The 12,778-nt window shown below is 52.9% G+C and carries 14 protein-coding genes; 7 read left to right on the plus strand and 7 right to left on the minus strand.

Annotated elements, in window-relative coordinates; all coding sequences use genetic code 11:
• Nucleotides 1-18: 18 nt before the first annotated feature.
• Together BUB30_RS12220 and BUB30_RS12225 are read left to right on the plus strand one after the other, a co-directional pair.
• Complete coding sequence (locus BUB30_RS12220) at nucleotides 19-1,134, plus strand: serine hydrolase domain-containing protein (protein WP_073134015.1); 1,116 nt, start codon at nucleotides 19-21, stop codon at nucleotides 1,132-1,134.
• Between the two features lie 62 nt (nucleotides 1,135-1,196).
• Complete coding sequence (locus tag BUB30_RS12225) at nucleotides 1,197-1,715, plus strand: GNAT family N-acetyltransferase (RefSeq protein ID WP_073134017.1); 519 nt, start codon at nucleotides 1,197-1,199, stop codon at nucleotides 1,713-1,715.
• 67 nt (nucleotides 1,716-1,782) lie between these two features.
• On the opposite strand, the gene BUB30_RS12230 is transcribed toward BUB30_RS12225, so the two are convergent.
• Both BUB30_RS12230 and prmC read right to left on the minus strand, forming a co-directional pair.
• Nucleotides 1,783-2,556 carry a Rossmann-like and DUF2520 domain-containing protein gene (locus BUB30_RS12230; protein WP_245804073.1) on the minus strand — a complete coding sequence of 258 codons (774 nt, stop codon included), beginning with the start codon at nucleotides 2,554-2,556 and terminating at the stop codon, nucleotides 1,783-1,785.
• Nucleotides 2,557-2,586: 30 nt separating this feature from the next.
• Nucleotides 2,587-3,492: a peptide chain release factor N(5)-glutamine methyltransferase gene (prmC, locus tag BUB30_RS12235; RefSeq protein ID WP_073134021.1), complete on the minus strand. Its 906-nt coding sequence runs from the start codon at nucleotides 3,490-3,492 to the stop codon at nucleotides 2,587-2,589.
• 29 nt (nucleotides 3,493-3,521) lie between these two features.
• Here prmC and ribD point away from each other — a divergent pair, with 29 nt between their 5' ends.
• Nucleotides 3,522-4,586 carry a bifunctional diaminohydroxyphosphoribosylaminopyrimidine deaminase/5-amino-6-(5-phosphoribosylamino)uracil reductase RibD gene (gene ribD / locus BUB30_RS12240; RefSeq protein ID WP_073134023.1) on the plus strand — a complete coding sequence of 355 codons (1,065 nt, stop codon included), beginning with the start codon at nucleotides 3,522-3,524 and terminating at the stop codon, nucleotides 4,584-4,586.
• On the opposite strand, the gene BUB30_RS12245 is transcribed toward ribD, so the two are convergent.
• Nucleotides 4,557-5,252, minus strand: a complete 696-nt coding sequence (locus BUB30_RS12245) for a glutamine amidotransferase-related protein (protein ID WP_073134025.1) — start codon at nucleotides 5,250-5,252, stop codon at nucleotides 4,557-4,559. The two genes, ribD and BUB30_RS12245, sit on opposite strands and share 30 nt — an antisense overlap.
• Before the next feature lie 43 nt (nucleotides 5,253-5,295).
• On the opposite strand from BUB30_RS12245, the gene BUB30_RS12250 reads away from it, so the two are divergent.
• The 4 genes from BUB30_RS12250 to BUB30_RS12265 all read left to right on the plus strand — a co-directional run bounded on the left by BUB30_RS12250 (nucleotide 5,296) and on the right by BUB30_RS12265 (nucleotide 9,110).
• Nucleotides 5,296-5,655, plus strand: coding sequence for a cupin domain-containing protein (locus BUB30_RS12250; RefSeq protein ID WP_073135119.1), 360 nt, complete (start codon nucleotides 5,296-5,298; stop codon nucleotides 5,653-5,655).
• A gap of 94 nt (nucleotides 5,656-5,749) precedes the next feature.
• Nucleotides 5,750-6,232 carry a GAF domain-containing protein gene (locus BUB30_RS12255; protein WP_073134027.1) on the plus strand — a complete coding sequence of 161 codons (483 nt, stop codon included), beginning with the start codon at nucleotides 5,750-5,752 and terminating at the stop codon, nucleotides 6,230-6,232.
• Nucleotides 6,233-6,265: 33 nt separating this feature from the next.
• Nucleotides 6,266-8,053 carry a MutS-related protein gene (locus BUB30_RS12260; RefSeq protein WP_073134029.1) on the plus strand — a complete coding sequence of 596 codons (1,788 nt, stop codon included), beginning with the start codon at nucleotides 6,266-6,268 and terminating at the stop codon, nucleotides 8,051-8,053.
• Between the two features lie 190 nt (nucleotides 8,054-8,243).
• The gene (locus BUB30_RS12265; RefSeq protein WP_143164879.1) at nucleotides 8,244-9,110 is read left to right on the plus strand and encodes a Calx-beta domain-containing protein; all 867 of its coding nucleotides are present in this window, start codon (nucleotides 8,244-8,246) and stop codon (nucleotides 9,108-9,110) included.
• Nucleotides 9,111-9,242: 132 nt separating this feature from the next.
• Here the strand turns inward: BUB30_RS12265 and BUB30_RS12270 are convergent, their stop codons facing one another.
• From BUB30_RS12270 to BUB30_RS35140, 4 genes are all read right to left on the minus strand, one after another.
• Nucleotides 9,243-9,716 carry an SRPBCC family protein gene (locus tag BUB30_RS12270; protein WP_073134033.1) on the minus strand — a complete coding sequence of 158 codons (474 nt, stop codon included), beginning with the start codon at nucleotides 9,714-9,716 and terminating at the stop codon, nucleotides 9,243-9,245.
• Between the two features lie 141 nt (nucleotides 9,717-9,857).
• A complete protein-coding gene (locus BUB30_RS12275) occupies nucleotides 9,858-11,003 on the minus strand; it encodes a cysteine desulfurase family protein (protein WP_073134035.1) in 1,146 nt (381 codons plus the stop codon).
• 30 nt (nucleotides 11,004-11,033) lie between these two features.
• The gene (gene glmM / locus BUB30_RS12280) at nucleotides 11,034-12,437 is read right to left on the minus strand and encodes a phosphoglucosamine mutase (protein WP_073134037.1); all 1,404 of its coding nucleotides are present in this window, start codon (nucleotides 12,435-12,437) and stop codon (nucleotides 11,034-11,036) included.
• A gap of 34 nt (nucleotides 12,438-12,471) precedes the next feature.
• Nucleotides 12,472-12,645 (minus strand): hypothetical protein, encoded by a 174-nt coding sequence (locus BUB30_RS35140; protein WP_178377086.1) that lies wholly within the window; start codon nucleotides 12,643-12,645, stop codon nucleotides 12,472-12,474.
• Nucleotides 12,646-12,778 lie beyond the last annotated feature (133 nt).

The following is a 12,778-nucleotide window of genomic DNA, read 5'->3' on the forward strand; positions in this document are numbered from 1 at the left end:
CTTTAACGGATAAAAATAATGAAATCGTTTCCATTCACGATTGCCTTTTTTCTGGTAACCCTGCTCTCCTGTTCCCCAAAACAAAAAACAGAATCCCCCATCGCCCCCGCGTTGGACGATCACTTCCGTGTTGAATTTCCAGCCCAGGAGCCCGGCGCCGCCATCCTGGTGATGAAGGGCGACAGCATCGTGTTCGCCAAGGGCTATGGCCTGGCTGACCTGAAGACCCGGGAGCCCATCACCACCAAAACCCTGTTCAACCTCGGCTCCATCTCCAAAACCTTCGTGGCAAGCGCCATCCTAATCCTACAGGAACGGGGAAAATTGTCTGTGGAGGACAGCCTCCTGAAATATTTTCCGACCTTCAAAAACAAGGACATTGCCCGCCGGGTGAAGATCAAACACCTGCTCACCCACACGTCGGGTCTGGCCGACAACCGCCGCGTGAACAGCGACACCGTGTTCTACCTCACGGCGAAGGACGCCGAGAACTGGTATCCCGAAACCCAGCTCGATTCCCTGTCGTTTGCGCCGGGTTCACAATTCGAATACTCCAACCCAGCCTATAATGGTCTGGCCATGATCGTGGAGCAGGTGAGCGGCCAAAAATGGCAGACGTTTGTGAAGGAAAATATTTTCGATCCCGCCGGCATGACCACCAGCACGATCACGGATGGCCCACACCCGGAGCAAGGCGTGTCGCACGGCTACGTGCTCCACCATGGACAATGGATCGAAGATGATTATGGCGAAGAGCCCACGTTCCCTGCCGCGGGTAATGGCGGGGTGTGGAGTTCGGCCGAAGAGTTGATGCGTTATGAACAAGCCTTTCAGCAATCCAAATTTCTGAAGCCCGAAACCATTCGCGAGGCCCGCACGATCAAAACCTACCCCCAATGGAAAAGTGCGGATCAGCCGTTTGTCGGCTGGCCGTGGTTTATCACACAACAAGATAGCGTTACCTTGATCGGGCACCCCGGAAGTCAAGGCGGTTTCCTGACAAACTATGTGACGGTGCCGGAGAAAAAAATATTTTTCGTCATCCTCTGCAACGCCCCGCGCGAAGCGTATGAGATGGACGCCACCACATCGTTTGTGTTGGATGCGTTGAAGAAGCGCCATTGGCTCGATTGAAAAAAAAATTCACACGAATTGGGATCATCTTTTTTCAAAGCCTCCCGTTACATACGCATAGTATGACTGCGGAACTACAAATTGAGAACACGGTCCCGGCCGACCTGGAATTCGTCTATTCCCTGTTCGATCACTCCATTGCCTACCAGGAGAAAAAAGGCGCGCCGGTCTGGCGAGGCTACGACAAGGGTGCTTTGGTGAAAGACATCAACGACGGGCATCAATACAAGATCGTGATCCAATCGCAGATCGCCATCGTCTTCAGCGTTTGCTATGCCGACGCTGTGATCTGGAGGGAAATGGAAACCGGCACGTCCGTTTATCTTCACCGGATCGTGGTGAACCCGGCCTTTAAAGGTCAAAAGTTGTTTGGGAAAATTTTAGCCTGGACGTTGGATCATGCGCGGCAAAGAGGACTGGCCACCGTCCGGATGGATACGTGGGACAACAATCCCTCCCTCATTGATTACTACAAAAGCTTTGGATTTACATTTATCGGCAGTTACGTCACGCCTAACACTCCAAAACTACCAGCACATAACAGAAACCTGCCCATCGTGCTTCTGGAGATCAAGCTGTAGCGACAGCGTGATAGCCCATTAAACATTTTTTGTATTGAGGATCCCGTCGAGCTCTATCGAAGAGAATCTATTTCTGATACCGGTCAATGATGTGCTGACTGATCACTTTGTAAAGCTCTGCTACTTCTTCATCTTCTCCCGTCAAAAACTCCAGGTGGTGATCGAGCGTTTCGAAATCGCCGCGTCGGGCCGGACCGGTCTGCGCATTTTCAGGGCCGATGGTGAGACTCTTATTGAGCGTTTCGGAGATGAGCGGTTTTAGCCAGTCGAAACTCAGGCTGTTGTCTTTCATGATCTCCTGCGAAAGCAGCAACATGTGGTTGGTGAAGTTCGAAGCAAACACCGCGGCAACGTGCAGGGCCTTGCGCTCCTGTGAGGTGATCTTGAACACGTGCTTGCTCACACTCTTGGCCATGGCCGTCAGCACTTTTTCCGTGTCGCTGTTTTCGCTCTCGACAAAAAAAGGCACGGCGGCCAGATCGATCTTTCTCGATTTGCTGAAGGTTTGCAACGGATAAAAAACTCCCGTGCTCGATGTGGCCGCGTAGCCCAACACACTCAGGGGCTGTGCGCCGGAGGTATGGACCAGGATGGAGTCTTCCGGCAACACGATCTCTTTCGCGATATCGGCAATGGCATCGTCGGTGGCGGCAATCACAAAAATTTTGGAAGGGCTTGTCGAAAAGTCCAGCGAAGCTTTCACGTCGGCTTCATACAGGCGCTCGACGAGCGCGCCCGCGTGTGAGGGATTGGGACTATACACTTCTTTCACAGCAAACCCGGCGTTGTCCAAGGCGGGCGCCAGGTGCCAGGCCAGGTTGCCCGAACCAATAAAAGACACGGAAGCCGGTTTTGTCATCCTCCAAAAATATCAACCTAAAACACCTTTTACAATTCTTTCCTTCCCGAAGATGTCTTTTACAATCATCACCTCCCTGAATCCCTCTTCCCGGAAGATATTCGCCACACCTTCGCCAAACCGCTCATGGATCTCCACCGCGAGCAACCCAGACCTGCGAAGCGCCCGCGAGGCCTGCCGGGCGATGGCCTTATAAAAAATCAGCGGATCATCCTCCGGCACAAAAAGCGCCAACGCCGGCTCAAAATCCGTCACATTCCTGCGCATCTCCACCTTCTCGCTCCAGGGAATATATGGCGGATTGCTAACCATCACATCCAATTTATCCCAAGGCAACGCGTCATTCAATATATCCAGCTTCACAATATCCACCTTGGCATTCAACAAAGAAGCGTTCTCCCTCGCCACAGCAATCGCCACCTCACTCACATCCACCGCAAAAACCTCCGCCCCCTTGATCTCCAAAAACAAAGTAATCGGAATACACCCCGTACCCGTCCCGATATCCAACACCCGAATAGGTGCACCAGATCTCCAACTCCCAACTACCGGCTCCCAACTCCTGGCTCCTGGCTCCTGGCTTCTGGCTCCTACCTCCCCAACAACCAGCCTCACCAACTCCTCCGTCTCCGGTCTAGGAATGAGCACCCCCGGCCTCACCCCAAACCTCCTCCCATAAAACTCCGTCTCCCCCAACACATATTGCAGCGGCTCGCCTGTGCTGAGCCGGTTTAGGATGGTCTCCATTTTTTCCTCCATCACCGGCGACATCGTCACCGGCTTATCTGCCAGCACGTCGGTTCTGGAAATTGAAAAAAGATGTTCCAGCACGATGTAGGCCATGGCATTCACCTCTTCCGCGTCCTCGGAGGGCATGCGGCTCACGAAATACCGGAACAACGCTTTGGAATTCTTCATCGCTTGGCAATCTTTGCAAGTATAAGGCAATGACCAAACACGACCATCATACCGACGAGCTTTTTATGCGCCGCGCGCTCGAGTTGGCCACACTGGGTCGTGGACAAGTGAGCCCGAACCCGTTGGTGGGTTGTGTCATCGTGCACGAAGGCAAGATCATTGGCGAAGGCTGGCACAAAAAATACGGTGAGGCCCACGCCGAGGTGAACGCCGTGAACAGCGTAGACAACCCAGCGCTGCTCGCAGAAAGCACGGTGTATGTGAACCTCGAACCTTGCTCGCATTTTGGCAAAACACCGCCGTGTGCCGACATGCTCATCGCCCATCGCGTAAAAAAAGTAGTGGTGGCCAACCTCGACTCCAACCCGCTGGTTTCGGGTGCGGGCATCAAAAAACTTCGTGCCGCGGGCGTCGAGGTGATCACGGGCATCCTGGACAAAGACGGTCATGCCCTTAACGAAGCGTTCTTCACCTCCATCACCCTGCAACGACCCTTCATTGTGCTGAAGTGGGCAGAGACTGCCGACGGATTTATTGCGCGCGAAAATTATGATTCGAAGTGGATCAGTCACGAGCTGTCGCGGCAAGTGGTGCATCAATGGCGCGCGGGCTTGGATGCGATCCTGGTGGGGTCGCGCACGGTCGCCCACGACAATCCTCAACTCACGGTGCGCGACTGGAGCGGGCGCAATCCCGTTCGTGTGGTCATCGATCGCTTTCTGCGGCTCGATCCCAAGTTACATGTGTTCGATGGATCACAAAAAACATTGCGCTACAACGTACTGAAACACGAAGAACATCCCGGGCTTTCTTTTGTGCGCCTGGATGAAAACGATTTTCTGCAGCAACTGATAAAAGATCTGCACAAACAAAAAATCCAGTCCATTCTGGTAGAAGGTGGCGCCCACACGTTGCAACATTTCATTGATGAGGGACTGTGGGACGAGGCGCGCATATTTCAATCGCCGCGTTGTTTTGAGAAAGGCATTGCCGCGCCGGTCATTCGAGGCAGGCTAGCGGCACAACACACGCTGGCAGAAGACACGCTGAAGACCCTGCGGCCCTTAGCGGCATCTCCAAAGAAAGTCCAGTAGCAGTGGATTAGGATGGCCGGGTGCCGAATCCAGCGAAGGCTGGAATAAGGTGCCATTAAAAAAACGATGACCTTTCAATTCAACGGCGCGCGCTTCGCCTTGTGGCGACAGCGCCGTAAAGACAAAAGGTGGCTTGTTGATCTGGTATTGAAATTTGGGATTCACACCATAGCTGCAAAAGAAATGTCCTGTCAGCGTTTCGGTGTGAAGCGTTTTGAACAGCCAGGATTCTTTATCGGTGATGCGCACTTCTTCGGTCAATCCCTTTAGAGAGCAGCTCATTTTGGAGACCACCAGGCGTTTGCCTTGCGGGTCACTTTCTTCGTGGGAAGCGGTTTCGATCTTCAGCACATTCCGGGCATACTCGATGACCATGTATTGGAACCCGCCGCAGAAGCCCAACAAGGGAAAGTCATTTTCGCGGGCCCAGCGAATGGTGTTGTACACGGCATCGTCGTTGTCGTAGGGTGAGCCGGGCGCAATGAGGACGCCATGAAATTTATTTTCGTGAAAAGTGGTTTCATCCAGGAAGGCTGTGGGGGTCCATACCGCTTCCAGCATGAAGTCCAGAAAGGGGCGACAGTGGTCGATCGCTTCCTGGAGGGCACGGAGGGTCGGGATCTTTTTGCTGAAGTCGCCAACCAAGGCGAGGCGAATGCGTTTCATAAAAGTGACGTTTCGAATAACGGAAATAAAAACAAAAGATACTATGCAAAAAGTCAACATTCAGGAGAAGCTGGCCTCGTTTTCGGACCATTGGAACCCGCGCATCGTAGGCGAACTGAACGGACAGCACGTAAAAGCCACGAAACTGAAGGGCGAATTTATATGGCATCACCACGACCACGAGGATGAGTTGTTCCTGGTGATCAAGGGGAAATTAAAAATGGAATTCCGCGAAAAAACCGTGGAAGTGAACCCCGGAGAGTTTATCATTGTACCCCGCGGGGTAGAGCACAGGCCGGTGGCCGACGAGGAAGTGGAATTGCTGCTCTTCGAACCCGCCTCCACCCTCAACACCGGCAACGTGGAAAATGAGCGTACCCGGAAGGAGTTGGAGAAAATTTAAATTAGTAGTTAGTATTAAGTCCTGAGTCATTAGTACCGGGTATTCTGAGACACGGAATACTTGAGCTGGTGGCTTAGTCTTTCAAAAATAAAACATGGCTGAAGAACTGATCATTGCCTCCACTGCCGACAAAGCCGAGCGCTATGCAACGCTGGTCCCACAAATCGAATCGCTCGTGACGGGCGAGCCTGACCTGGTCGCAAACCTGTCGAACATCGCGGCGGCACTGCGGCAGACCCTGAACTTCTTTTGGGTGGGGTTTTACCTGGTGAAGAACGATCAGTTGGTGCTGGGACCGTTCCAGGGACCGATTGCCTGCACGCGGATCAACTTCGGCAAGGGCGTTTGCGGCACCTCGTGGAAGGAAAAGAAGACCATCCTGGTGCCCGACGTAGAAGCCTTCCCCGGCCACATTGCCTGCAGCTCCGCTTCGAAGTCGGAGATCGTGCTGCCCGCCTTTAAAAACGGCGAAGTCGCCCTCGTGCTGGACGTCGACAGCGACGTGCTCAATGACTTCGACGACACCGACCAACGCGAGCTCGAAAAGGTGATGCGCATCATCGAGACCTTGCTCTGATCTTAAACCAAAACTTAGGCTTACCTTCGCTGCATGACCCGGGAAGAGTGCATGTTATTTTATGAAAAACGCGTGGCCACCTTCAAGGCTTCGCTGGCGCAGCAGAAAAAGAATATAAACGTCATTTCCAACCTGAGGCTCCTCACCGCAGTAGCCTTTTTGGGTGCGCTCTATTTCGGATTTTCAACGACCTATTTTTTGTATGCAGCCTTCGTGCTGTTAGTTCTTTTTGTGGTCCTCGTTCAACGTCACGCAAAGCTCCATGCCGAGAAGACACACGTTGAAAATTTACTAAACATCAACATCGCGGAGGGTCGCGCCCTCGTGGGCGATATATCCGGCTTTGCTCCGGGCATTGAATTCATCGACGGGCATCATCCCTATTCGCACGATCTCGATATTTTTGGAGAAGGCTCGGTCTTCCAGGCCATCAATCGCTGCAATACGCTGGACGGCAAAAAACAGATGGCCCATCGCCTTTCCACACCCCTGGCATCGGCGGAGGACATCGCAGCCCACCAGGAAGCCGTTCGTGAGCTGGCAGGGAACACCAATTTCCGTCAACACTTTCAGGCAGCGGGAAAAGAAATTGACGAACAGACACGCGACCGCGCCGAACTGCTGGAATGGCTTCGACAGCCTTCTTTCCTGTTTGACAAATCTTATTTTGGAGTGTTGCTCGTGGTGGTTCCCTCCATTACCGTTGGAGCCATTCTCGGTGCATTCTTCTTTCCGGTGCTAAAAACAATTGCCATCGTTTTGTCTCTCTCGCAGTGGGCGTTCCTGGGTTTGTACATCAAGCGCGTCAACGTTTTTCATGACTACATCAGCCGCAAAAAAAATATTCTCGAAAAATACGCGCACCTGCTCCACTATCTCCAGCCGGAAAAATTCAATTCCCCCCTGTTGCAAAACCTTTCCGCGCAGGCGAAAGATGCCGACGTGAAAGTGAAAGCCTTGGCCGGGCTGGTCAGTTCACTCAACGCACGATTGAACGCGATGACCAACCTGCTGGTGAACAGCACGCTGCTCTACGACCTGCAATTTGTTTACCGTCTCGAAAAATGGAAAGCCGACAATGCGTCCAACCTGAAAATGTGGCTGGATGTGATCTGTGAAACGGAGATGTTGTGCAGCATCGGGACGTTTGCGTTCAATCATCCATCGTTTACTTTCCCGACGATTCACACGCAGCTGTCCATCGAAACCGAACGTATGGGCCATCCGTTGATCCCCGAAAGCGAATGTGTCCCCAACAGTGTCACGTTGGGTCAAGGGCCCTCGGTGCTCATCATCACCGGCGCGAACATGGCGGGCAAGAGCACGTTCCTTCGCACCATCGGTGTCAATCTCGTATTGGCGCTGAGTGGGGGACCGGTTTGTGCCACCTCTTTCCGTTGCCCGGTCATCGGCCTGCGATCGGGTATGCGCACGGCCGATTCGCTAAAAGATCACCAATCCTATTTCTACGCCGAGCTCAACCGCCTCAAAACCATCATGGACGAACTGCGCAGCGACAAGCCGCTCTTCATTCTGCTGGACGAAATCCTAAAAGGAACCAACTCCACCGACAAACAAGCCGGCTCCATCGCCCTCGTAAAACAACTCATCCCCCACCCCTGTCTTGCGCTCATCGCCACCCACGACCTCGCTCTTGGAGCACTGGAAACCGAATACCCCAGCCACGTAAAAAACTTCTGCTTCGAAGCCACCATTGAAAACGATCAACTGTCGTTCGACTACAAACTAAAACCTGGCCTCGCGCAAAAAATGAACGCCACATTCCTCATGAAAAAAATGGGCATCATCCCAAAGGACTAGGCTCTCCGGCTTTGCTCCCATAGCTTTAGCGAAGGCGGGCGGTTAAAATCCAACGCGAAGCATCTTTTCTCATCTACACCTTCCGGTATATCGTCTTGTCATTGCCACCCCTCGTCTACTTTGACAAATCCCACTCCGCAAAAATCCTTTTTCACAACGTTCTTAGCATCAGAATTCAAACAAAAATGCTATGAAGATTGACAGAGTGACGGGATGGGCAGGCCTTTTTATAACAGCGCTTTTCATGTCGTGCCAGGATAACAACAACAGCCAACCCACGGGTTTTGACGTGGCCGCTTCAACGGGTGCAGAAGATGCCGGCACGCAATCGGCCACCCTAAAGCTGAACAAAGCCGCCTCCAGCGACGTGACGGTGACCTTTGCCCTGAAAGGAACCGCCGCCCTCAACGGCGATTATACCTTACTCACACCTTCACCCCTCACGGTGAAAGCCGGGGCATCCACCGCCCAAATCGATTTCAAGATCATCGACGACTCCGTCATCGAAGCGACCGACAAAAAGATCACGTTCGAGATCACCGGCGTCCAGGGCCAAACCCTCGACACCAACTCCGACCGCCTCACCTACACCTACACCATCACCGACAACGACAAGATCCCCACCGACGGCATGCAGGTTGACCTCACGTGGAACCTCGGCGAAGGGGTGGACATCGACAGCGCCAATCTCGACATGTACCTGGTGTATAACGTGGTGGTCGAGAACAACCAGGTGACTTCGCTCGATGTCAACCAGGATGTTTACAGCGAGAAAACATCGGGATTTGAAAGCTTTGTGATCGGCTCGGCGGTAAAGGATACGGAGTATTATGTGGCGGCGGTGTACAAGGACGGAAGCGTAGCGGTGCCATTTACTTTTGGATTTAGTACGACGGCGAATGGATCTAGTCAAAGCGCGGGGTCATTCACATCCAGTGATGCCGGGTCGGCTTTGTTTTATGGGCCGATTCAGAAATCAGGGAACACGTTTAGCCGGCTGGCTGCTCCGCAGCTTGTGAAATATAAATTGAATGCAAAAGTGTTGAATGGCTTGTAGTTCGAGTGAGTTTTGAACCGCCTCGCCTACGCTAAAGCTTCGGCGAGCAAAGAGAGGCGCAGAGGCACAAAGACGCAAAGTTGACGCAGAGGGGTTACTTTGTCGATTTGTGGCCTCTGTTTTTTTATCCGCTCATGCCAGCAAATCTCTCCAACGATCGCTCTCTGCGACAGCTTTTATTTCCTGGTTTCGGTTGATCAGGAATTTTGTCATATACGCTTTCAAAAACAGATTGTCCGCCATTCTGCCCAACGCTCCAAGCGGCGATTTATATTCAAACACGTCGGTCATGAGCGTGCCGGTGGCGGAGGCTTCGAAGAGGTGAGTGTGTTTCATGTGGGCAAACGCGCCCTTCAGCATGGTGTCTACAAAGGATCGGGGGCGATCCATCGCGATGATCTTCACGGTTAATCTTTGATAGACCCCCAGGTGCTTAGCGCGCCAGGTGATGAAGTCATCCAACTCCACCAGCCCGCTGGTCTTGCCATCGATGGCTTCTTCGTGGGTCCCTCTTGTAGAGAGCTTGTGCAACTCGACGCTGCGCGATAGATCGAAAACCCGGTCAACCGGCGCGTCAATAAAAGTCTCCAGACGAATGATATTCATTTGCACTTAAACTCCACGAACCCAAATCCTACCAAGGTGGAAGTCCGTAGAATTTTATCAAAATTCTTTGCCTTGCTCCGCCGAAGTAAGCGCCTTTCTTTGCTCGCCGAAGCTTTAGCGAAGGCGAGGCGGTTCAAAATTTTATCCGCCCACCTCTACTCTATACAACGCTGCCAGCTTCTCCACCGCATAATCAATCTCCTCCACTGTATTATACTTACTGAACGAAAACCGCACCGCTCCACGCTTCGACCCAGGATACAACGCTCCCAACACATGCGACCCCGTAACGGCGCCGCTGGAACAAGCGCTACCCCCCGATGCCGACACACCTTGCAAATCCAGGTTGAACAAAATCAATCCATTGTCCTCCGACTCGGGCAAACAAACATTCAACACCGTGTACAAGCTCTTGTCCAGGTTAGCAGAATCGCCATGAAAATCCACGCCGGGAATATTCTGCTTTAACTTCTCGATCATTCTTCCCTTCAACTGCTTGATGTGCTGCACATGCTCATCCATATCCCGGTAGGCGATCTCCAACGCTTTGGCAAGCCCGATGATGCCATACACGTTTTCCGTTCCTCCGCGCATGCTGCGTTCCTGACCGCCGCCGTGCACAAAAGGTTGTAATTTTTTATCCTTGCGAATGAACATGAAGCCCACGCCTTTCGGTCCATGAAACTTATGCGCCGCTGCCGCCATGCCGTGCACTTTGATCTCGCTCAGGTTATGACGGTAGTGTCCCACCGTTTGCACGGTGTCCGAGTGAAAGTAAGCGCCGTACTGATCACACAAGTCGCCCACGCGCCGGATGTCCATCACGTTGCCCACTTCATTGTTGGCATGCATCAGCGACACCAGGGCTTTTGGATTTTCTTTCAGCAACACTTCCAGGTGATCCATGTCCACGTGTCCTTTCTCGTCCAGCTTCACCATGTGTAAATTGATGAGGCCACGTTTCTCGAGGTTGTGGAGGGTTTGCTCCACGGCATGGTGTTCGATGGGTGACGAGATCACGTTACGGATGCCGTACGTCTGCAAGCTGCTGTTGATAATGGTGTTGTCCGCTTCCGTGCCGCCGCTGGTGAAAATGATCTCGCCGGGTGTGCAATGCAACAGCTCGGCAATTTTCTTGCGTGCCGACTCGATGGCGGCCCGCACCTTGCGGCCATGCGCGTGGGTTGACGACGGGTTGCCGTAGTCTTCCAGCATGAAAGGTTTCATCGCTTCAAATACTTCGGGATCCAGTGGGGTGGTAGCGGCATTATCCAAATAAACTTGCATCTCTCTCCATTCGGTTAATAAATCAAACAATCAGACCACAGCCTTTTCGGCGATGATCTCTTTTATATCGGCGATCATTTTCTTCGCCAGGTTATCGGCCTTCACTTCCATGTCCGACTCCGCATAAATGCGGATGATGGGTTCCGTGTTGGATTTGCGCAGGTGCACCCACTCTTTGTCGAACTCGATCTTCACGCCATCGATGGTATTGATGGGTTGTTTTTTATATTTCTTAGTCATCTCCTCCAGCACGCGATCCACGTTGATGTTGGGCGTGAGCTCGATCTTGTTTTTGGAGATCACATAGTTCGGATACGTCGAGCGCAGCCGCAGCAGGCTGGTTTCGCTTTTGGCCAGGTGTGTCAGCAGCAGGGCGATGCCCACCAGGGCGTCGCGACCATAGTGCAACTCGGGATAGATCACCCCGCCATTGCCTTCGCCGCCGATGATGGCGCCGGTTTCTTTCATCATGGTCACCACGTTCACTTCGCCTACCGCCGCGGCCGAATATTGGCCACCGGCTTTCTCGGTGATGTCGCGCAATGCGCCGGTCGAAGAAAGATTCGACACCGTGTTCACTTTCTTTTTCTTGGTTGCCTGCAACACGTAGTCGGCCACGGCCACCAACGTATATTCTTCGCCGAAAGGCGAGCCGTCTTCCGACACAAAGGCCAGGCGATCCACATCCGGGTCCACCACAATGCCCATGTCGTATTTGCCTTTTTTGATCTCGCGGCAAATATCCGTCAAGTGCTCCGGCAGCGGCTCGGGGTTGTGGGGGAAGTGGCCCGTGGGGTCGCAATACATTTCTTTCACGCTCACGTCCAAAGCCTTCAGCAGCAAAGGAACGGCAATGCCGCCCGTTGAGTTCACGGCATCCACCACCACATTAAAGCCTCTGTTGCGAATGGCCTCTACATCCACCAAGGGCAACTTCAGGATCATGTCGATGTGCTTCTGAAGGTAGGTGTCGTTTTTGGTATACTGGCCCAGCTTGCCCACCGGAGCAAAGTCGAAATCTTCGTCCTCGGCAATCTTCAGCATGGCCTCGCCGTCTTTGCCCGAAATGAACTCGCCTTTATCGTTCAATAATTTCAGGGCATTCCATTGCACGGGATTGTGGCTGGCCGTGAGGATGATGCCACCGGCTGCCTTTTCCAGCGGCACGGCGATCTCCACGGTGGGTGTTGTGGACAGCCCCAGGTCGACCACGTCGATGCCCAAGCCTTGCAAGGTCGACACCACGAGGGCGCTCACCATTTCGCCCGAGGGCCTGGCGTCGCGCCCGATCACCACTTTGGTGGAACCGGTTTTCTTCTTGATCATGGTCCCAAACGCCGCCGTAAATTTTACGACGTCGACGGGCGTGAGATTTTCACTGGTTTTACCACCAATGGTCCCACGAATGCCGGAAATAGATTTGATTAAAGCCACGATTTGGGGTTTTTATATAAAAAGTGAGGCAAAATTAATAAGAATAATGGAAGGAGCGAGCCACCAACCGTTCACCAGCCACAACGACAAAAAATAATTTTTTTGCCCCCGCCGCCGTTGCCACGCCGTTGTTGGTGTTCTCCACTAACAACCCAGCTTCCAGCCCCATTCCACTTGGCGTTCCCCCTCGGAAATCTATCCATTCCACGCACTTTTGGCATTCCATTTCTATCCCTTGCCGATCGCTCCGATAGAGATTCCATACCCTCGTGTTGGTGTCCCACCAACACGCTCTCTCCCTTATGATGGACTCCACTAACACCCGCCCAAGCCCATCACAC

Source organism: Chryseolinea serpens (assembly GCF_900129725.1).
In the GTDB taxonomy this organism is placed as follows: domain Bacteria; phylum Bacteroidota; class Bacteroidia; order Cytophagales; family Cyclobacteriaceae; genus Chryseolinea; species Chryseolinea serpens.

Bases quoted from the DNA above. Each gene is read 5' to 3' on its own strand.
- BUB30_RS12250 (WP_073135119.1), top strand. From the start codon at position 5,296: ATGCAAAAAGTCAACATTCAGGAGAAGCTGGCCTCGTTTTCGGACCAT.
- BUB30_RS12255 (WP_073134027.1), top strand. From the start codon at position 5,750: ATGGCTGAAGAACTGATCATTGCCTCCACTGCCGACAAAGCCGAGCGC.
- BUB30_RS12270 (WP_073134033.1), bottom strand. From the start codon at position 9,716: ATGAATATCATTCGTCTGGAGACTTTTATTGACGCGCCGGTTGACCGG.
- BUB30_RS12260 (WP_073134029.1), top strand. From the start codon at position 6,266: ATGACCCGGGAAGAGTGCATGTTATTTTATGAAAAACGCGTGGCCACC.
- BUB30_RS12245 (WP_073134025.1), bottom strand. From the start codon at position 5,252: ATGAAACGCATTCGCCTCGCCTTGGTTGGCGACTTCAGCAAAAAGATC.
- prmC (WP_073134021.1), bottom strand. From the start codon at position 3,492: ATGAAGAATTCCAAAGCGTTGTTCCGGTATTTCGTGAGCCGCATGCCC.
- BUB30_RS12275 (WP_073134035.1), bottom strand. From the start codon at position 11,003: ATGCAAGTTTATTTGGATAATGCCGCTACCACCCCACTGGATCCCGAA.
- ribD (WP_073134023.1), top strand. From the start codon at position 3,522: ATGACCAAACACGACCATCATACCGACGAGCTTTTTATGCGCCGCGCG.
- BUB30_RS12220 (WP_073134015.1), top strand. From the start codon at position 19: ATGAAATCGTTTCCATTCACGATTGCCTTTTTTCTGGTAACCCTGCTC.
- BUB30_RS12225 (WP_073134017.1), top strand. From the start codon at position 1,197: ATGACTGCGGAACTACAAATTGAGAACACGGTCCCGGCCGACCTGGAA.
- BUB30_RS12265 (WP_143164879.1), top strand. From the start codon at position 8,244: ATGAAGATTGACAGAGTGACGGGATGGGCAGGCCTTTTTATAACAGCG.